Origin of the sequence: Paenibacillus sp. P32E (assembly GCF_001909085.1) — a bacterium.
Classification (GTDB): Bacteria; Bacillota; Bacilli; order Paenibacillales; family Paenibacillaceae; genus Paenibacillus_AQ; species Paenibacillus_AQ helianthi.
This window is the reverse complement of sequence record NZ_LVYY01000003.1, coordinates 160,853-181,053: the sequence shown is the minus strand read 5'-3', so window position 1 is coordinate 181,053 and position 20,201 is coordinate 160,853. Positions and strand designations below refer to the sequence as shown.

The following is a 20,201-nucleotide window of genomic DNA, read 5'->3' as shown; positions in this document are numbered from 1 at the left end:
AGGGTGTATGCAATCATGAAATCAGGCAAGTTAATGACCTCAGTCCTTAGTGGCTGTCTGGCAGTATCTCTTATTCTTGCTCCAGCTGCTCTGGCGGACAGTTCTCAGGCTGCCACGGGCACAGACAATACGCAAGCGGCAACGGGTACGGACCTTATTAATGAAATTATGCAGAATCTGGAGAAATACAATATTGAGGGAGTGGACCAGGATACACTGATCCGCGGAGCTATTGACGGCATGGTAAATACACTGGATGATCCCTACAGCCAGTACTTCGACAAGGACGAGGCTGCAAAGTTCAGCCAACAGGTCGATCTCGAATATGTCGGTATCGGCGTCAGAATGATGTACACCGCCAAAGAATTGTATATTGAAGAAGTTATGGCCGGTTCACCAGCAGAGAAAGCCGGGCTTAAGCGCGGAGATTCGATCCTCAAAATTGATGGTGTCAAAATCGAAGATACCGAAGGTGACGAGCTGAGCGGTGCAGCAGGCTCTAAAGTAACTCTGCTCGTGAGCAGAAACGGAATGGTCAAATCTTACATCGTTGTCCGCAGCGATATCGCTTCAACCTCAGTCAAAGGTAAAATGCTCGGAGATAAGATTGCCTACATCTCTATCGACGGTTTCACGCAAACCGCCGATGAAGAGTTCACCGCCGTTCTCGGCAAAATGCGTGCCGCAGGTATGAAATCCATGGTGCTCGATCTACGGAACAATCCAGGCGGCTACATGGATTCAGCCTATAATATTGCCTCCAAATTCATGGCCAAGGGCATTATGATGTACACCTCGGATCAAAGCGGTGTTTTGACACCAGTAGCCATTACAGATGGCAGTAAAATCGGGGTGCCGGTTGTAGTGCTGACGAACGAAAACAGCGCCAGTGCTTCTGAAGCGCTGACCGGTGCTTTGAGGGACAACAAGCTGGCTACGGTCGTAGGTACACGCTCTTACGGCAAAGCGCGGATTCAGAGTCTGCTTCCCGTATCTAATGGAGCCGAACTGAAGCTGACCACACAGAAATACTTAACTCCAAGCAAAGAGGATTTCAATCATATCGGGTTGTCCCCTGATATTGAGGTCCAAGGCAAGACGGCACAGCTGATCACCGCCCTGCAAATTGCGGGAATGACCAGTATTAGTGCTGCAGGAGACAATCACATTCTCGATCTGAACGGCATTCCTTTTGCCGGAAATGTCGGATTGATCAAGCAAGGAAATACGATCTACGCTTCCTCACGCGTCCTGGCTGCACTGATGGAGAGCGAAGTATCCTGGGATGCCAAGAACAAGAAAGTTCTGGTTACAAACGGCGCCGGTAAAGTATCCGGGTTCTCCGTGACCACCAAAGAGGCGCTGTCGCAGGACAACGAAACCTTTATTGATGTAAAAGCCTTTCAGCATAAGTTCCCGTCCCTGGTATGGAGCTACAATGCAGCACAGAAACAATTGAAGTTAACCGCAAAGTAAACCGGATCAAGACCAGAACGGCTGTGCCATCCTTAACTGGATAGCACAGCCGTTCTGGTCTCGGGGAGCTGTAGCAGGGCTGGATGCTGGGATGAGGTTGGGCGTGGGGCTAGGTGCTGGGATGAGGTTGAGGTTAAAGGCTGGGAGCTGGGGCTGAGGCTGGGAGTAGTTAGAGCGGGGGCTGGGAGTTCCCGCTAGCTTAGTGAACCTGCGCTTCGCCAGTAGTTGCTTGGCCGTCTTCGTCTTTGGGGGCAAGCTCAAGTGGAAAAAGTGAACTTAATCCTCCCTATCCCGCTCCAAAACAAGCAATAGTGGGAAAAAGTACATCTAATCTGGCCGATTCGCACTATTACAGGTGAATTCGTCTGTATTAAGTATACTTATTCCAACTCGCACCGCTTACGGATCGCTCTTGAGTAAATTTAAGTTCACTAATTCCAATTTGCTCGCTCTTGAAGTTCCTTGCAAACAAGTACTATTTCCATCATACCCATTAGAAAAGCAACATCATCTATAAACATACAGACCATATTTTTTCATTTAAAAAGGTGTCACGGAAGCCAGTTCAGAGCTGGCTGCTGCGACACCTTTTTGTGTATTTCTTAATGATCTTAGGAAGGATTCTGGGGCTGGTTTTGCGGTGGTCTGCCCTGGGAATCCTTGTTGTTTCTTCTGCCCTGACTTTCTTTATTGCGGTGATTCCGGCTTTGATGCTCACGAACGGGTCTGTCTTTCGCTCCGTTCTCTTTGGGTGCCCCGCCCATGTTCTTGTCACGGGCTGCCGGATTAGAATTGGAAGAAGGCTTGGAGACATGCTCCCGGAGAACCCTTGCAGTTACAGCTGGTTCTACCGCAGCCTGCTCAAGTTCATCCTCCATTCCAGGCTCAGGAATTTCTTTGATCAGAATATCCTTGAAGGTGCCTTCTTTCGGCATTTCCTTCAGCTTGTGGAGCACAAAATAGGCACAGCCAAAGTTGCAGTATTCATTAATGTAATCCACCATACCTGAAATGGCGGTATCCCTATTCACCTTCGGGTGGTTATCCCGGTAAAAGCCCTTCAGGCGTAATTGGCTATAGCCCCAATCCCCGATAATGTAATCGTACCTGTCCAGCACTTCACTGTATCTTCCGCGAAATGCCTCCGGGTTCCAGCCATCCTTATGATCCAATACGAGCTCGTAGCCCTTTCCACCTATAACGATCAAGCGTTTGTCGCCTGCCTTTCAAATTAAACTAAGAGGGGGGGCGTTGATGGCCGTCATTCCGCGGGTTTTTGGATTTCCGGCCGCTGTTGTCTGCAGATTTCTCTGATTGAACCGCAATAAGCGGTTGAAATCTGCAGACAAAGGCGGACGCTGGCGCTCCTCCAATTCCAAAATCCCTCTCCATGACTCCCTCAACGCGGGAGGTGGCAGCAAAAATCAAAAGCAAGTTGATTGCTGCGCTCCAACTCTCCACAACGACCCACTTCACTAAAGACTAAAAGACTAAAGACTAAAGACTAAAAGACTAAAAGACTAAAAGACTAAAAGACTAAAAGACTAAAGACTAAAGACTAAAAGACTAAAAGACTAAAAGACTAAAGACTAAAGACTAAAAGACTAAAAGACTAAAGACTAAAGACTAAACATTAACTGTGACTCCGTCACGGGACAAATTTGCTGCGCAAATTTGTAAGAGCTTATAAAGAAACGGAACGCTCTTCACGGGCAGCGGTAGCGGACTTCACCTGCTCATGCGCATGATAAGAGCTGCGCACCAGCGGGCCGGACTCCACATGGCTGAAGCCGCGCTTCAGCCCCTCCTCCTTGAGCTGGGCGAATTCCTCAGGAGTATAATATTTCTCCACGTTCAGATGCTTTGGTGAAGGCTGCAGGTATTGGCCCAATGTCAATATATCACAATCCACCGACCGCAGGTCATCCATCGCCTGCAAAATCTCATCCCATTCCTCGCCAACGCCAAGCATAATGCTGGATTTGGTTGGGATGTCCGGCTTCATCTCCTTGGCTCTGCCCAGCAGTTCCAGGGAACGGCGGTATTTGGCCCGCGCCCGCACTCGGTCAGACATCCGCTCTACCGTCTCAATATTGTGGTTCAGTATATCCGGACGACTGTTCATTACAATTTCAAGACTGTCCCGGTCGCCCAGAAAATCCGGTATCAGCACCTCTACACTGCACAGCGGAAGGCGCTTACGGATTGCAGCTACGGTCTCGGCAAAAATCTGTGCACCGCCATCCTTCAGATCATCACGGGCCACGCTCGTGACCACACAATGTTTCAGTTGCATGCCCTCGGCAGCCTCAGCCACACGCTCCGGCTCCAAAAGATCGAGCTCCGTAGGCAGACCTGTATTTACGGCACAAAACCGGCAGGCCCGGGTACAAATGTCACCCAGTATCATAAAAGTAGCCGTGCGGTTAGCCCAGCATTCATAGATATTCGGGCATCGCGCTTCCTCACATACGGTATGTAGAGTTTTGGAGCGCATCATGCCTTTAATTTCCTGATAATGTTCACCCGTCGTTAACTTGATCTTGATCCAGTCTGGCTTGGGTTGTTTGGCTGTCCGATTAGTCAAAGTGAAGAACCCCGCTTTCGCCTGAATATTTAGTTGCATCCATTAAAGTTTGCTGCCTCATATTATAGCATGTGCAAGGGCCATTTGCCTGTTTTTGTGAACCTTTGGGCAAGGATGGATAAAATAAGCCCATTTGCTTCACTCTACAAGTAGAAACGGCTACGCCGTCCTTATCCAAGCTGATGATTCCGGAGCACCGATACTGCGTACCGCTTTTAGCTGCACGTTCCAACAGGAAAGACAGAGACAGGAAAGATAAGGAATAAGAACAAAAAGCACCCCAAGGGTGCTCTTGATAAAAACTTGTTAACACATCAGCACCCGGACCTAGGAGGTTGTAAACATGCCGGCTCAATTCAGAATTGCTGCAATACGAAAAACAGTACTCTGTCTGTCAGCCGCCGCCATGCTATGGGGAACAAGCTATCCGGGGGCAGCGGCTGCAGAATTACGCCTTCCCTCAGTCCGTACTGGAACTGTGTCAGACAAAGACACTCTCTCTGCCCGCCGCAAGGAGCTATATGATCAAATGAGTGCTGCTACAGGGGTTGCCTGGTTCCGTTTCGCTGCTATTGACCAATATGAACGGACGATTGCCAAAAAGAAAAGCGGAACCGCGGAGCCCGCCAATCCCCGTCTTACCGGAATCAGCATCCCCGCACCGGTATGGTGCGGACCGCTGAACCCGGATCAAGCGGACCAGGCCCCGCAATCCATCGGATTTTTTGGAGGACTCGGAAAGGATGGGTCCGGCGACGGTGTGGCCGATCCCGGGAATGATGCTGATGTACTCTACAGTATGGCAAGGCATCTGATGAAATACGGGGATTCTGCCAGCGATTTCAATATCGGTGTGTGGGAATATTACCATAACGGCAGGGCAGCGCAGCGGGTAGCACAGTTTGCCAAGCTGTACGAGCATTTCGGACGGCTTGATTTGTCGGGCAGTGCTTTTCCTCTGCCGGTGGGCTCCCTCTATTCTTATCACAGCACTTGGGGCACCGGCAGAAGCTGGGGCGGAGCGCGTATCCACGAAGGGACAGACCTGTTCACACCTCACGGCATGACTGTGCGCAGCACCTGTTTTGGAATCGTGGAAACCAAGGGCTGGAACCGCTACGGCGGCTGGCGGATCGGTATACGCGATATCGAAAACCGCTATCATTACTACGCCCATCTGGCAGGGTATGAGAAATCACTCTCCCGTGGAGATATTGTGGCCCCCGGCCAAACGATCGGCTGGGTCGGCAGCTCCGGCTACGGCAACCCGGGCACTCAAGGCAAGTTTCCGCCTCACCTGCATTATGGAATCTACCGCGACCGGGGGATTACGGAGTGGGCCTTCGATCCATATCCCTTACTGAAGCAGTGGGAGAATGCGGAATACAAAGCTGTGAAAAAACGGAAGTAATTGCAGCCATTCCACCTGATCTTCAGACGGCGTCCTGTCCTGTCAGCATGGAACAGGTACAGCTTACTCTAATAGAGCATTAGACAGCCGAAGGGTTCAAGCTCCACAACCAGACGATCATTATTACAGATCGTTGTTCCTGTCAGCAGGTCGGTTAACTCCGGGGTGCCGGAGCGGAAACGGTCCACCTCCAGATGATAGCGGTTAGGGGAATTATTAATGACCAGCCCTATCTTCTCCTGCCCGCTGGACCGGACGTAACCTAGAACATTGCGGGTTTCATCCGTGAACCAGGGACGGAAAGAACCTTTACGCAGCACCTCATATTTCTTCCTTAGACCGATCAGCCGTGTATACCAGGCATGGAGTGTGCTGTTCTGCTCTTGCTCGCGCCATACCATCGGCCGTCTGCAGTGCGGATCTGTCGCACCCTCCATGCCAACCTCATCACCATAATAAATCATAGGCATACCGATATAGGTCATTTGAAAGAACACTGCAAGCCTCATCCGGTACATCGCCGTTTCCTCATGGTTCCAGCCCCGCCCACCCTGCTTGCAGGCCGTTAAAAAACGCAGCGTGTCATGGCTGCCAAGCAGCTGGAACATGGCCGCATTCGCCTGATCGTTGCAGAACGCTTCCTGATGGATTACTTGCTCCATAAAGCGCACCGGTCCAGTTGACTGCTCAGCAAAGAACTCCAGCACCGCATCGCGCAGAACATAATTCATGCCGCCATCGAACTGGTCGCCTCTGAGCCAAGGCCCGGAACCATGCATGATCTCACCAATCAGCAGCAGCTCGGGGAATTCTGCTTTGAGTTCACGGCGAAACCGCGTCCAGAACTTGTGCGACACCTCATTGGCCACATCCAGACGCCAGCCGTCAATCCCCGCCTCACGTACCCAATGCTTGGATACCTCCATCATATAATCCGCAACTTCTGGGTTGTCCATATTCAGCTTGGGCATATGCGCCTCAGCTTTGCCAAAGGTCTCATAGTTTGGAGAAGGGGTCTGTACCACCGGATAGGAGTGGATTAGAAACCAGTCCTTGTACCGGGAACTCTCCCCATGCTCAAGCACATCCCTGAAGGCAAAAAACGTATCACCGGCATGGTTGAACACGGCATCCAGCAGTACCCTGATTCCATGGCGGTGAGCCTGATCCACCACAGCCTTCAAATCCGCTGTAGTGCCAAACATTGGGTCGACCTTGTAGTAGTCAGAGGTATTGTATTTGTGCTCGGAAGGAGACTCGAATATGGGCGTCATGTACATAGCTGTGATGCCCAGCTGCTGCAGATAAGGGATTTTGTCCAATATCCCTTTCAGAGTTCCTCCGTTATAGCTGCTGGGATAAATCTGATAGACTACCGCATCCTGACTCCAGGAGGGAATCTTAACCGCTTCTGGATGGTGCATGTAAGCATATTGAAAAGATCCGGCATGCTCTCTGTTCTCTGCTATCCCTCTCTCTCCATACCACAAATATTCCCCGGCTGGGTTCATGACATGGAATAAGTATCTGCATTTGCCAGTTACTGATGGAAGGACGGCTTCATGAATCTCATAAGCTCCTGCAGAGCCGATCCGCTCCATTGGAAGCGGGATTTCGCTCCCCGGCGAGTCATAGCGGTCAGAATGAATCACGGTGCAGGTCAATTGCTGCCCATTCTGTACGAAAAGTCGCAGCTTCAAGCTGCCGGGGCCAACCGGAAAAGCAAAGGGATCTTCAGCAGTATGGTATAGAAACCAGCGGGTCATATGATACGAGCTCCTTTTATTGTATGATGGGTTTATGTCTTGGTCATTAGCAGAAACGGCTACGCCGTTTGAAACCTATAATCCTTATTTTTTCAAAAAATCCGGCTGGATCGTGAGGGAAAACTATGAAGGTAACGATTACGGATATCGCCTCAGCGGCAGGTGTAGCCAAATCCACAGTTTCTAAGGTGCTGAATGATTCACCGAAAATCTCGCAGGAAACCAAACATAAGGTCAGAGAAATCATGAAACAAATGAATTACACACCCAGCAGCATCGCCACAGGTTTAGCCCGTCAGAGCAGCAGCAGTATTGGGCTGTTGATCGACATGTCCAAATCCAGTGAATTTTTGAATCAGTTCTTCTACAGCATCATCGGCGGCATTGAAAGTGTAATCGGATCCATGAAATATGAACTGACCATCGCCAATGTGGAGCATAACCACCCGGAGGGCCATTTCCTGCACAGGCTCGTAAGAAGCAAGCGGGTCGATGGCCTTATCGCCAACACCTCGGTGCTTACAGAGGAACTATGCATGGAGCTCAACCGGCTCCAGTTCCCATATATTTCGCTGGGGGAAGTTGCCGGCTCCGAATGCTGGGCCGATTTCGATAACGAAGCTGGCGGTAGAATGCTCACCCGGCATCTGCTGGAGGAAGGCTATTCTGCCGTTGCTTTTGTTGGCGGTCAGGAGGGAGATCCTCTCTTCATCCGCAGGCTGGAAGGCTGCAGGGAGGAACTTTTAAAAGCCGGACTATCCCTCCCCGAGCAATGGATTATGAATGGCGCGGCAGAAGAGGCGGTAGGCTATCAAGCGGCCAAACAGCTGCTGCGTAGCGAAACGCCGCCGGATTCCCTGATCTGTATGAGTAATTTTGCCGCATTTGGGGCACTGCAGGCTGCAAGAGAGCTGGGGGTACAAATTCCCGCTGAGCTTGGAATTGCAACCTTTGATGAATATCCGTTGTCCCGCTACACCACACCGCCATTAACCTCGCTTAATTTGGACACTTTTCATCTGGGGGTATCGGCCGGTGAGTTGTTAATGGAAAGGATCGACGGCAAAAATGAAGCTGGCCGCGGGCTGCTGCTGAAGCCGGAGTTAATTCCGCGGGAGTCAACATTTAGAAAAGTAAGGGAAACCGGTTTCCCTAAATAGAAACTATCATACCCATCTAGAGATGTCAACGGAATAAGGCATGTCCCTGAGTCGTTAAAAACCTCCTCCACGTTAGCCCGTGAAGGAGGTTTTGTTATTTCGCTGAGTATTCCTGCAGCTTATTTATTGAAGCTCTGCCGGAGCTTTGAATAAACTGCAGCACCTCATCCATAATTAGGCTGCTGTCTTCGCAGTGGCACAACATATGGCCGCTTCGCTCCACCATTAATACACGTTTGCTTGCTGAGGGGATGGTGCGGTGCAGATAGGCCGCGCTTTTTGCTCTCACCAAATGATCCCTGCCGCCCTGAACAATTAAGGTCGGGGTCTCAATCTGCGGATAGATCTCAAAGCTCTCACGCACCAGACGTTGAAATTCCCTTGTAGCCTTCGCCGGAGTAGAGCCGAACTTGCTCAGGTAATTCCGGATCATAACCGGGCTGCCCAGGGTCTTCAGAATCTCCAGCAGGTTAAGCGGAAAAACAGGTGCAGACAGCAGCGTAAGCGACTTGATCTGTTCCCGGTACTGCACAGATAAGTGGGAAGCAATAAGCGCTCCGGTGGAAAAACCGATCAGGTGCACCCTGTCGCCATCATTCAACATCTCTTGCAGCTGGTCTTCGGCGCTCTGCCGCCAACCCTGCCTGTCGGATTGAAGCAGGTCGTGCCGGCTCCCCCCATGTCCTTTTAGCGTAAAGGTTCGGGCAGGGTACTGATGCCGTTCCAGGAATTGCGCTAGCGGAGAGATTTCGTACTCCCCTCCTGTGAAGCCGTGTATGAATAAGCAGCGTTCCATAGGCGCCCTCTTTTCGTTGGAATTCATTATTAGTAGCCTATTAAGCAGGATTCCCATGTTTAACCCATTTTAAGAAAAATAACCCTAACTGCTCCTATCGTCAAGTTTTGACTCTGGACAAGGATGGAACTGATTTTTTTATTTTACTGCCCAAGCATTACCAGAGTTTTTCCATATAGTAATATCACACCATTCGAATGGTTATTGTTCAGCTGTACAGGCTATTGCTCTACTTGAATCACTGCCTATCTATTTGAAAGCCCAGACGACGGTTTGGGATTTTTACTGTGGGCGGGTTACTCGGCCTATTCTATTATGAGAGGATGAACTCTTTTGCCAAATTTCAGTTCGTTTCAAGCAAACCCCGATAATCTGCGAACGCTGATCTTCGGGCGGGACCCTTCCACACTGATTGACCGCCCTCTCACCACCGATTCCAGCGGAAATCTGACTACAGTCATCCTTAATGGTACGATCTCCAGCGTGCTCGGGGCTACCATTACTGCCGGTACGCTATCATCAGCGGGTACGGTTACCAACCTCTTAAACGGTACGATTACCAGCGTGCTCGGGGCTACCATTACCGCCGGTACGCTATCATCGGCGGGTACGGTCACCAACCTCTTAAACGGTACGATTACCAGTGTGCTCGGGGCTACCATTACCGCCGGTACACTATCATCGGCGGGTACGGTCACCAACCTCTTAAACGGTACGATTACCAGCGTGCTTGGGGCTACCATTACCGCCGGTACATTGTCGTCGGCGGGTACGGTCACCAACCTCTTAAACGGTACGATTACCAGCGTGCTCGGCGCTACCATTACTGCCGGTACATTATCATCGGCGGGTACTGTAACCAACCTGCTAGATGGTACGATCACCAGCGTGCTCGGGGCTACGATTACTGCTGGTACATTATCATCAGCAGGTACTGTAACCAACCTGCTAGATGGTACAATTACCAGCGTGCTCGGGGCTACGATTACTGCCGGTACGTTGTCATCGGCGGGTACGGTCACCAACCTCTTAAACGGTACGATTACCAGCGTGCTCGGGGCTACCATTACTGCCGGTACGTTGTCGTCGGCGGGTACGGTCACCAACCTGCTGGATGGTACGATCACCAGCGTGCTCGGGGCTACGATTACCGCCGGTACACTCAGCAGCGTAACCTCGATTTCCCAGCGCAGCTTCATTGAACAGGCAACTACCGGCATCACAACAGCCGATGCGCTTACGCCTCTGCCTGCGAACACAACAAGCGTGCTGGGCACTTATTCTTATTTCATCGTGAATACCGGCGCTAATCCTGTAAATACGCAGGTGGAGATAAGTGCGGACGGAACCAATTATTTTGTCGACACAACCGGTAATAATCCGCTTCCTGCCGGATCTGTGGATGTCCTTGTTCCATCCCGGTTCCTCAAGTACACCCGGCTGTCCTATCAATCGTCAACACCGGGTTCAGCATCTACGCTCAATGTCATCTTCGATGCTCAGGGAACGTAAGTTATCTATCGGTCATAGTATGTAATGACAAAGAGTGCATGGGTAGCCCATGTACTCTTTGTTCTGCCCGCCTTTACCGGACAACACTCCCATCGTGCATCACAGAACTGTGGGGAAACTGACTCTCCAAGGAGGAACACTCGTGAAAAAGCCCACCCTCGGTGTACATCTCATCATTCGCAATGAAGCAGCCCTTCTCCCCCAATGCCTGGACAGCCTGTCCGGTGCTGCGGATGAAATTGTAATTGTAGATACGGGTTCAACCGATGATTCCTTGAGCATCGCTGAAGGATACGGAGCCAAGGTATACCGAATGAATTGGAACCATAATTTCTCGGAAGCGCGCAACACCGGGCTGTCCCATGCGCAAACGGATTGGATCCTCGTCTTGGATGCCGATGAAATATTGAAGACACCGCTCGGAGAAATTACCGATATGCTCCAGAACACTCCAGCCCTGGCTTATACGGTTAATATAGAAAATTGGTTGGGAAGCTCTCCTGAGGAGCGGCTGACGCACAGCATAATCCGTCTGTTCCGCAATGGAAAAGGGTTCAGCTTTGACGGAATCATCCATGAAGGGTTAGACGCCTCTATTATCGGCAAGCACGGTGCTTCCGTCATTCACAGCAGCAATATCGAAATCACTCACCTGGGATATTTACCGGGCCTCATGGCCCAGAGGAATAAAGTCAGCCGCAACGAGCAATTGCTGCGCCTTGCGCTGGGGAAAGAGCCGGACAATCCTTTTTACAGCTATAATCTGGCGGTTACCTGCTGTCAGAACGGACAGCTGGAGGAGGCGGCAGAGCTGCTAAGCCATACCATCCATCAAGCTCCGCTTCAGGTGTCTTACCGTCCTTCGATGATCCGCGATTTAGGTAAAATCTATCTGGCCATGAATAATACGAAGGGGATTGATGCCCTGCTCACACGGGAACTGCAGCGCTACAGTGATTACCCGGATTTGCATTTCATCCAGGGGCAATCCTGGGAGAGCCAGGGACTGATCGAACGTGCTTGCCAGTCGTATGAGCGCGCAGCAGCGGGTTCGGAAGCTGCACTAAGTCAGGAAACTGCCCTCAGCGGGAAATATGTTTCTGAGAAAGGCATGAACAGCTTCCGCCCACTGACCCGTCTGGGAGAGAACTCTCTTCAGCTTGGACACACGGAGGATGCGGCCCGGTGGTTTCACCGTGCCCTTCAGCATCATTCAATATATGGTCCAGCACTTCAGGGAATAGCTTCAGCCTTCCAGCGCCTGAATGTGCCGGATCCGGAGATTTCCACGCTGTTAATCCAGCTTGCGGGTACAGAGCAGCCTGCCGGGAGAAGCGCGGTAATCCTTGCCCTGGAATCCGTCCATGCTTATGAGGCTATTGCCGGATTGCCGCGGGCGGGTTTTCCGCTGGAATGGGAGACACTGCCTGCTATAATCTCCGCATGGATGATTACCGGACAGCTGCAGGAAGCAGGGACTGCTCTGCGGGAGGCTCTTCCTCTGTTGAAGCAGGAAACAGACAGAGACAGAGAGATCACGAGGCAGTTATGGATTATTCATGCCATCTGCCAGTGGCAGGAAGACAGACAACAGACAGAATCATACGGATTTCTGGATGCGCCGGAGCCCTTGCGGTCCGGGCTATTGCTTATCGGTGAAAAGTTGGCGCGCCAAGCTTCAGCTCCGGTTGCGCCAGACAATGCCGGTGAACATTCCCTAGTGGTCACGGAGCTGATCCGGCAGGCGGTTAAACTGCGCAGCATCGGGCTGGCTGCCGAACTGGCCGGGCTGTTTCCAGAACACCGGGCCGAACTTGCCGGGGCTCTGTATGAGGCGGGCCAGCTGGAGGCCGCAGGGGAGCTTTTGATTACCCTGGCGGCCGGCGGTCAAACGGGGGGGAAGGGTTCTTTTTATCTCGCGGAGATGCTCTTTGACCAAGGCCATTATGGGGAGGCTGCCGAGTGGTTCCGGCACATGCTTGACACAGCACCAGCGGATAACCCTTCCCGCATTGGGCTGTCGCTGAGCTACCTTTATCTGGCCAAGCAGGAGCTCGAAGGAGCTGAAACCAGCTTCCCGGAGATATATACGCAGGGACCTTTGCAAGAGGACATCGCTGCGATCCATCAGGCCATCGCGGTGCTGAACCGTACTGCCTGGCATACACAGTGGAGTGCTAATCAGAACATTCAGGGAGGAGCCGCAAGATGAGCACACCAAAACACCGCATTTCCCTCTGCATGATCGTCAAGAATGAGGCGGATAATCTGGCACAGTGCCTGGCAAGCGTACGTGGTGTGGCTGACGAAATCGTAGTCGTTGACACCGGATCAACAGACTCCACTGTTCAAATTGCCCGAAGCTTCGGGGCGAAGGTCGTGGCCTTTCCCTGGAGCGGTGATTTTGCCGCTGCCCGCAACGCCGGCCTGAATCAGGCTCAGGGACAGTGGATTCTTGTACTGGATGCGGACGAGGAGCTGGATCAAGGCAGCAGGGGCGAGCTGTTGCTGTGCGCGGAGCATATGGAGTATGAAGCGTTTTTTCTGCGAATTCATAATCACTCAGGAACGGCCCGCTCCTCACAGACGATTACCGTGAATCCGATATTGCGGATGTTCCGCAACCGCCCGAGTTATCGCTTCAGCGGGATCATTCATGAACAAATCGCCTCGGTTATCGTAAAAGAAACCCCTGCCGCCTCCATGCATTTGAGCACTGTGGTGATTCATCATTACGGCTATGCCAATGGCGTAGTGGCCAAAAAGGATAAGATCCGCCGCAATGTCGAGCTGCTGAAGGAGCAGCTGAAGCTGAATCCGGGAGACGCTTTTCATCATTTTAATATGGCTGTCGAATATATGCGGCTCGGGGAGTATGACCCTGCACTTGAGCATATCCGTACTTCGCTTGAACAGGTGGAGCCGGATACAAGCTATGTCCATCTCCTGTATAAGTACGAAATCCGCTGCCTGGCGGTCAAAGGCCATGTGCAGGAGGCGCTTGCAGCCTGTGAGCGGGGGATTCTGTTATTTCCCGACTACCCGGACCTTCATCACCTAAAAGGTATACTGCTGCTGCAGTCGGCAGCTTACATGGAAGCCAGAGCCGCGCTGCGGCAGGCGCTGGATATCGGCGTTTCGCCGCCGGGCTATCACACGGAATCCGGCTGCGGGACGTATGTTACGCTGGCTGTGCTGGGGCAGCTCTGCCAGGAGATTGGTGAAGACTGCGAAGCGGCTGCCTGCTATACCCGAGCCGCCCAGCTTCATCCAGCGCCTTGGCCGCTGGTTGCACGGCTGGTGCGCACGCTGAAATGCGCGGGCCGGGAGAACGAGCTGAACGGTTGGCTGGATCTGCATGTTCCCGGAGTTGCAGCGGAGCACCGGAAGCTGGCCGTTCTGCTGCTGAATGAAGGCTGCTTCGAAGCGGCCGCGGCGCAGCTGGAAAAGAGTGCACTTGGGCAAATGGACCCGGGGGCCGCGAATGACAGCAGCTCCTGCGTCAAGTCGCTTCAAGAAACCGTTGCCGCTTCTGCCGGAAGCTTAAACGGTGAAGATCTGGCCGGCCTGCTGGGTCTGGCTTCGGACATGGCCGCTGGCAGCGCCGGCATGACCGCACACCCGATATATCAGCGCAGCCGGACCTGGATTCTGCTGGCTGACGGCGCGCTGGCCTCGGTCGCCCCTTCGGCACCCATGCATCCCGCTGCTGGTAGAGCGCGTCTATTGCTCCCGCTTCCACGGGTAACAGACTAGAGAGGGCAGGTGTGAAGATGTCTATCCCGGATGTATCCCTGTGTATGATCGTCAAGAATGAAGCTCAGCATCTGGAACGCTGCCTGGCTTCGGTTGCAGGATTGGTGTCGGAGATCATCATTGCCGACACGGGTTCTTCCGACAACAGCATGGAGGTGGCCCTGAGCTTCGGGGCACAGGTGATTGAAATTCCCTGGGAGGGGGATTTCGCCAAAGCCCGGAACCGGACACTGCGGCAGTCCTCCTGTTCCTGGGTTCTAGTGCTTGACGCCGACGAGGCGGCTGGCGGCTGGCGGGCCGATGTTCTGAACGAATTGCTCGGCGCAGAGCAGGTAGACGGCTATTTCCTGCCTTTTATCCATTATGTAGGAGAAGCGGATAGCGGGGACTATGTCACGGACAATGTCTGCCGGCTGTTCCGCAACGATGAACGCATTGTCTTCCAGGGGAGTATCCATGAAGAAGCTGCAAGCAGTATCTGGGCGCTGCCGGACGGAAAGATCGCCTACGCAGCAGCGCTGCCTGTCCGGCATTACGGCTATCTGGATGAGGAGCTGCGCGCAAAGAACAAAACTGCCCGTAATCTCGAATTGATCCAAACCGCACTGCAGCATGATCCGGAGAGCATTCCCCTTCAGTACGCCCTGGGGACTGAACATTACCAGCAAGGAGCGTATGAGACTGCCGCCGGACTTCTGCTTCCTTTGCTGAAGACAGCCCCTGCAGGCTCCGGCTATCTTGCCGATATTTATATGAAAACGGCTTATGCCCTGCAGGCCTGCGGACGCACTAAAGAGGCCAAAACCGCCTATGAAGCCGGTCTCCGCCTATTTCCTGATTTCACGGATCTGCTGGAGAGTTATGCTGTTCTGCTCCTGGAAGAAGGAGAATTACAGAAGCCTTACCATCTGTTGAAAATAGCACTGCAAAGCGGAGACACCGCGCAGAAATATCCCTCCTCCTCCGGCAGCGGGACCAGCCGGACCTGCGTGGTGATGGGCCAGGTCTGTGAGCGGCTGCTCCGCTATGAGGAAGCGGCAGATTGCTGGGAGCAGGCGATAGGCTATGATGCCGGCTGCGCTGCTGCTTGGGCAGAGCTTGTTCCCCTCTGCCTGCTGGCAGGAGAGGAACAGCGCCTGACTGCCTTGACCCGGCAGACCCTTCAGGCCATGCCTTCAGAACTGCTGGGCAGATGTATCCCTGCAGCACTGAATGCCCATGCCTGGGAATGGCTGCAGGTGTTGGCCGCTGCACCTCAGCTGCCGGCTTCGGTGCAAGCCATCCTGCGTGTGCTGCCGGAACTGTTCCGGCACACGCAGATGCTGGATGCAGCTGCTGCGGCTCCGCTGGAGCGGCTGCTGCGGGAAGGCCCGGAGCAGCCGTGGGTACACGGCTATCTGTGGGCCTGGGCCTGCCGCACCGGCGACGCCGTAGCTGCAGGGAAGTGGCTCGCGCGCCTGGCCCCTCTCAGGCCAGGCCTCGCGGCGGTACACCACCGGATAGGACTGGAATCCGGTGGCGGCGATCCGGCATGGCCGCAGCAGAGCCATACGGATCCCTCCGGTGATCCGGCAGCGAAACTGCCAGGCCATGCGGATCATCCGGCCGGTGCAGCGGCGATCCAGCCGATAACTTTTCCCGGCCTGTCCTACGCTGCACAGCTGCTGCTTCAGGCCGGAGCCTGGAGCAGTCTGCTGACGCTATACAGGAACACGTCTCCCTCTCTGTTCCAGTGGTGCCGCCTGCCTCAGCCGCTGCTGCGCGGACTGCTGCAAGCACCTGCTCCCTTCAGGGAGCAGTGGTGCTCTATATACAGCAGTCATGCGCAGCAATACCTCGGCACAACTTGTGCAGCAGAATGGCTGCTCTATGCAGCTGTATCTGATTCCTGCGGGAGAGTGCCGCAGCTTGATCCGGCTGCAGGGAAGGCGCTGCAGCAATCGGGAAGCGCAGCAGCAGCCTTGGGCCTCAGCTATCATAGGCTGCTACTGGCGGCAGAAGCCTTTCCCGGTAAGAATCCCCGGGGAAGCATTCCCTGGCTGCTGCTCGTCAGATCGGCTCTCCGCGACGGATTATGATGAAGTGAAATGTTTCCACTGCATTATCTTCAATAGCAATCGCCAATCCGCTGCTTCCTGCAACTTATTCGCTGCTGCACCTATTCCGGTCTTTCATGCTCCCGCCTCTCCTGCCACTCCACCAGATTGGGGTTGTCGTCCAAAATGGAGCGGTACTGCTCCAGGCTGCCCCATTTCCCCTCGGGGTCCAGCTCCATGTAGCGCTCATATTTTTGCCGGAGGGCTTCAGGCGGCAGCGCCCAGCCATAGTGCTTCACACGCAGCTCTGCGAAGAAAGCGGGCAGAACGGCGTAAGACAGCGGCAGGCGGGGGACATGATGATTCATTTGCGGTGTAAAATAATAAAATTGTGGCAGATACCGGACCAGCGTCCGGGTATGCTTGGTATGAATGTTCCAGTGCTCATCTTCACGGTAATGCGTCGTACCGCCCCAGAAGTCATGCAGCCGGAACGCCACGGAATCGTACGCATCCTGATCAATCAGGCGGCGCATTTCCCGTTTGGCCTCTTCTTCATAGAATTCATCGGCATCCACGGACAGCAGCCAGTCGGGGTCCGTGGACACCGCCAGCTCCCAGAGCGTCTGCCGCAGCTCCCATTCCCGGTGGAACAGCGGGCCTTCCAGTGTTACCAGCTTTGTCACCTTGGCAAAAGAATGGCACAACCGTGCCGTGTCATCCGTGCTGGCGTCATCAACAATGACAATATCGTCCACAAAACCGCTCAGTTCCTCAAGCACTTGTTCCAAATAACGTCCGCTCTCATTCCTTACCTGCATCATGGCGGTAAGACGATTTCCGGAGGTTTTGCGCAGCGGCTTATCCTTGCTCATCATCGGCTCCCCCCTTCAATCGTCCTGCTGCTTCCTCCAGGTCGGCCATCTCGGCGAATAATGTCCGCGCCTCGCCGCCTGCACCTGCCACCCGCAGAAAGCTGCGGATCGCCGCATGTCTTCTGCCATGCAGCAGATGCATCGTACCTTCAATGACTGGTAGTTGAACGCCGCCATAGGAGGGAATTTCGGTCCCTGCCAGCAGGGCCGTGCTTGCGGGCGGCATCCCGCCACCCTGGAGCACTGCACCGCCAGGCAGCGGGATGACTCCGGCCTCGCTGCTGCTGAGCGCCGCTAGACGCTGAAGCTGCAGTGCTTTTTCCCACTGGAAGGAGGCGATGTAATTCTGCAGCAGCAGCGGCTGCGCCTCAGGGCAGGACAAGTTCTCCAGAACGCGGATCGCCTCTGCGACGTCCTCATTCACGCGGTAAAGTTCCGCCTGAAGCAGTCCGGAGTCTCCACTGTCCAGCCACCTTCTCATCTGTACAGCTGTACTTCTTTCCTCCTCGGTAAACGCCGTGATTTCGTACTGGGCAACCGCCAGCGCCAGATTGCCCTTCTTGGCCTCAATGGCCGAGAAGAAACGGTAGTGCGAGTGAAGGCAATCGGTATAGTCATGCAGCAGCATCAGTTCAAAAGATTTCGCCAAATACCGCTCGGCGGCTTCATCTCCCAACAAATATAAATAGGTGGCGGCCAAATAATGCACCGTAGGCTGATGAGGCATCTTCCCGCACATGGACACGTAGAAGTCTGCTCTTAGGCGGCGCTGAATGACAAGCCAGTCCCCTGCCCCGGAGCAGGCCGGCTGCCACAATCCGGTAAGTGCACGTGTCCAAACCTCCTCATAGTCAGACAGAAAAAACAGCCGTTCTCCCCGCCGGAGCAGCCCGCAAGACAACGGATAATCTCCGCTGAGATAGACCACCCTCGGTCTGCACAGATTTTGCTCCAGGTATAACCGTTCCGAAACCGTGCCTACCAGGTCTGCTCGGGCGGCAAGCAATGCGCTGTATTTTTCCCACATGATCTCGTTCTCGCCTTCGGGACACGGCTCCAGCAGAGCCACTGTGTAGGCTGGCTGCAGGGCCAGCACATCGGGCAGCCAGTAGGGGGAAGAGACAAGCAGTGTAAAACTCCCGCCATCCCAAGTATTCAACTCCGTCAGGGCCACCGGCCGGATTCCGCTACAGGCTTGCTGCTCAGGCGTCATCCCTCCGGCAAAGCAGATGTCTGCCCGCTCCGGCAAAAGATCCAGCAGTCTTTTATATGGATACTCTTCCCAGGAGACGCGGCTGAGAATCAAATAGTTCATAAGCATACCTCCCCGCCTGCCTGCATGTTGCTGGCATTGAGCTCAGGCGGACCGCCTGTATACCCTATAGCCAGGGAAGGCCCGGGCGCAAGCAGAAGACTGTAAGGGGGCTCCCCCCTGGTGATGCGGCCCGGGACTATTCCACTCCTGTGCGCAATCCGTTCCAGTGGAAGCTTCTTCGCGGTCGGACCAGGCCATCCATGATCAGTTGCAGTCTCCTCCATTGCCGAACCCGTCCGGCTGACTACGAGGTCGGCTGAACCATGCCGGACAGCCCCGGCAATCCGCTCCACATAATGCGTGTCATAATCAGCGGAAGCAGAGAGATACACTACAATCTCGCTCCCGTATAAGGCGGAGACATTCTCCAGCGCATGAAGCCAGGATTTCTCGCCTTGAACGGCTATGACCGCATCCTGCTCCCGCACAGCAATTTCCGGGAGAGCTTCACTGCGGATGTCCCTGACCCAAACCCAGCGGATATTGCCATAACTCTGCTGCTCTTGCAGCCGCTGCAGGGATCGAAGAGACTGCCCGGAGGTAAGTATTTCATCGGAAAAGACGACTGCTGTGACGAGCGGAACCGGGGCAACCGCCGATCTTCCAAGCGGTATCCCGGGCCTTGGCAGCAAAATGGATACATCCGCAGGCACCGGAAGAATACCCGCATCTGTATCCATCTTCACTGCACTGGCATCCAGTCCCCATTTGGCCAGGTAAGCCTGCTCCCCTTCCTGCTTGCCCTCGTGATCCGCTTCTAGCGGATGAAGCGAATGAACATATACGGCATCACTCAGCGCAAGCCGAATTCCCAGCTGCCGGGCCCGGAGGCACCAGTCGGCCACCATCAGCTGCCGCCGGACAAGCCCCGGATCGAACCCGCCGACCCGCAGCAGCAGTTCCCGCGTGAAGATCAGACAGGAGCCGCCCAACACTTCCACCTCATGCCAGCCGCCCTGCTGCCGTCCCAGGCTATGGCTGACATAAGCGGACAATTCCAGATCGGTGCCAAAATGCAGCTGCTCCCTCCCCTCCCCAAGTTCTGTAGAGGAGCGGGGCGCAATGACCTGGACAACCGGAACATCGATTGAAGGCCACAGCAGGTGGCCAATCCAGCCCGGAGACACCATCACCGTATCTTCAATTAGCGCGACATAAGAGGTCCCGGCATAAGCCAGGGCTTCGTTCACCCCATCATTTCCGGATTCATAGGGAATACAGGTCACCCCCGGAAAAGCCTCCGCTAAGGGCGGCAGCGGGAAATCCCGATTCATGGCAACACCAATCAGCGTAACGGAAGCACCGGAATGCTGATGAAGAAGATTCAGGCATTCCGCAGCCCACCCGGCATGACGCAGCAGGACCACCAGAGTTACGCCGTCTTTCACCGGTAGTGGAAGCAGTCCTTCCTGCTCCAAGTACCTATATCTGCCCGCCAGACGTTCTATGCTGGCAGAATAATCAGATTCATATGACATCAGGGCTCACTCTCCATTTAGGTAAAAATGATG

The 20,201-nt window shown here is 53.9% G+C and carries 14 protein-coding genes; 7 read left to right on the top strand and 7 right to left on the bottom strand.

The genetic code is table 11. The features are described 5' to 3' along the window. Positions 1 to 15 precede the first annotated feature (15 nt). Positions 16 to 1,476 (top strand): S41 family peptidase, encoded by a 1,461-nt coding sequence (locus tag A3848_RS04755; RefSeq protein WP_074083803.1) that lies wholly within the window; start codon positions 16 to 18, stop codon positions 1,474 to 1,476. 611 nt (positions 1,477 to 2,087) lie between these two features. On the opposite strand, the gene A3848_RS04750 is transcribed toward A3848_RS04755, so the two are convergent. Both A3848_RS04750 and lipA read right to left on the bottom strand, forming a co-directional pair. After that, positions 2,088 to 2,684: a YutD family protein gene (locus tag A3848_RS04750; RefSeq protein ID WP_074083802.1), complete on the bottom strand. Its 597-nt coding sequence runs from the start codon at positions 2,682 to 2,684 to the stop codon at positions 2,088 to 2,090. 476 nt (positions 2,685 to 3,160) lie between these two features. Beyond that, entirely contained in the window at positions 3,161 to 4,063 is a 903-nt protein-coding gene (gene lipA, locus A3848_RS04745) for a lipoyl synthase (RefSeq protein WP_256702154.1), read from the bottom strand. A 343-nt stretch (positions 4,064 to 4,406) separates the two neighbouring features. Here lipA and A3848_RS04740 point away from each other — a divergent pair, with 343 nt between their 5' ends. After that, positions 4,407 to 5,474, top strand: coding sequence for a M23 family metallopeptidase (locus A3848_RS04740; RefSeq protein ID WP_074083800.1), 1,068 nt, complete (start codon positions 4,407 to 4,409; stop codon positions 5,472 to 5,474). Positions 5,475 to 5,542: 68 nt separating this feature from the next. Here the strand turns inward: A3848_RS04740 and A3848_RS04735 are convergent, their stop codons facing one another. Continuing rightward, positions 5,543 to 7,240, bottom strand: a complete 1,698-nt coding sequence (locus tag A3848_RS04735; protein WP_074083799.1) for an alpha amylase N-terminal ig-like domain-containing protein — start codon at positions 7,238 to 7,240, stop codon at positions 5,543 to 5,545. 125 nt (positions 7,241 to 7,365) lie between these two features. Here A3848_RS04735 and A3848_RS04730 point away from each other — a divergent pair, with 125 nt between their 5' ends. Next, a complete protein-coding gene (locus A3848_RS04730) occupies positions 7,366 to 8,400 on the top strand; it encodes a LacI family DNA-binding transcriptional regulator (protein WP_074083798.1) in 1,035 nt (344 codons plus the stop codon). 94 nt (positions 8,401 to 8,494) lie between these two features. On the opposite strand, the gene A3848_RS04725 is transcribed toward A3848_RS04730, so the two are convergent. Continuing rightward, positions 8,495 to 9,196, bottom strand: coding sequence for an alpha/beta hydrolase (locus A3848_RS04725; RefSeq protein ID WP_074083797.1), 702 nt, complete (start codon positions 9,194 to 9,196; stop codon positions 8,495 to 8,497). A gap of 333 nt (positions 9,197 to 9,529) precedes the next feature. Between A3848_RS04725 and A3848_RS04720 the strand changes: the two genes are divergently transcribed. The 4 genes from A3848_RS04720 to A3848_RS04705 all read left to right on the top strand — a co-directional run bounded on the left by A3848_RS04720 (position 9,530) and on the right by A3848_RS04705 (position 16,542). Next, positions 9,530 to 10,708 carry a DUF6385 domain-containing protein gene (locus A3848_RS04720; RefSeq protein WP_256702153.1) on the top strand — a complete coding sequence of 393 codons (1,179 nt, stop codon included), beginning with the start codon at positions 9,530 to 9,532 and terminating at the stop codon, positions 10,706 to 10,708. 142 nt (positions 10,709 to 10,850) lie between these two features. Then, positions 10,851 to 12,920 (top strand): glycosyltransferase, encoded by a 2,070-nt coding sequence (locus A3848_RS04715; protein ID WP_074083796.1) that lies wholly within the window; start codon positions 10,851 to 10,853, stop codon positions 12,918 to 12,920. After that, on the top strand, positions 12,917 to 14,464 hold the full coding sequence (locus A3848_RS04710; RefSeq protein WP_074083795.1) for a glycosyltransferase: 1,548 nt from the start codon (positions 12,917 to 12,919) through the stop codon (positions 14,462 to 14,464). Before A3848_RS04715 ends, A3848_RS04710 begins: the two co-directional genes overlap by 4 nt. A 17-nt stretch (positions 14,465 to 14,481) precedes the next feature. After that, entirely contained in the window at positions 14,482 to 16,542 is a 2,061-nt protein-coding gene (locus tag A3848_RS04705) for a tetratricopeptide repeat-containing glycosyltransferase family 2 protein (protein WP_074083794.1), read from the top strand. Between the two features lie 80 nt (positions 16,543 to 16,622). Here A3848_RS04705 and A3848_RS04700 read toward each other — a convergent pair whose 3' ends face one another. The 3 genes from A3848_RS04700 to A3848_RS04690 are packed head-to-tail and all read right to left on the bottom strand — an operon-like array spanning position 16,623 to position 20,168. Then, positions 16,623 to 17,375, bottom strand: a complete 753-nt coding sequence (locus A3848_RS04700) for a glycosyltransferase (protein ID WP_256702151.1) — start codon at positions 17,373 to 17,375, stop codon at positions 16,623 to 16,625. After that, positions 17,362 to 18,690 carry a hypothetical protein gene (locus A3848_RS04695; protein ID WP_074083792.1) on the bottom strand — a complete coding sequence of 443 codons (1,329 nt, stop codon included), beginning with the start codon at positions 18,688 to 18,690 and terminating at the stop codon, positions 17,362 to 17,364. The genes A3848_RS04700 and A3848_RS04695 overlap by 14 nt, the downstream gene beginning before the upstream one ends. Then, positions 18,687 to 20,168 (bottom strand): glycosyltransferase family protein, encoded by a 1,482-nt coding sequence (locus A3848_RS04690; RefSeq protein ID WP_074083791.1) that lies wholly within the window; start codon positions 20,166 to 20,168, stop codon positions 18,687 to 18,689. Before A3848_RS04690 ends, A3848_RS04695 begins: the two co-directional genes overlap by 4 nt. Positions 20,169 to 20,201 lie beyond the last annotated feature (33 nt).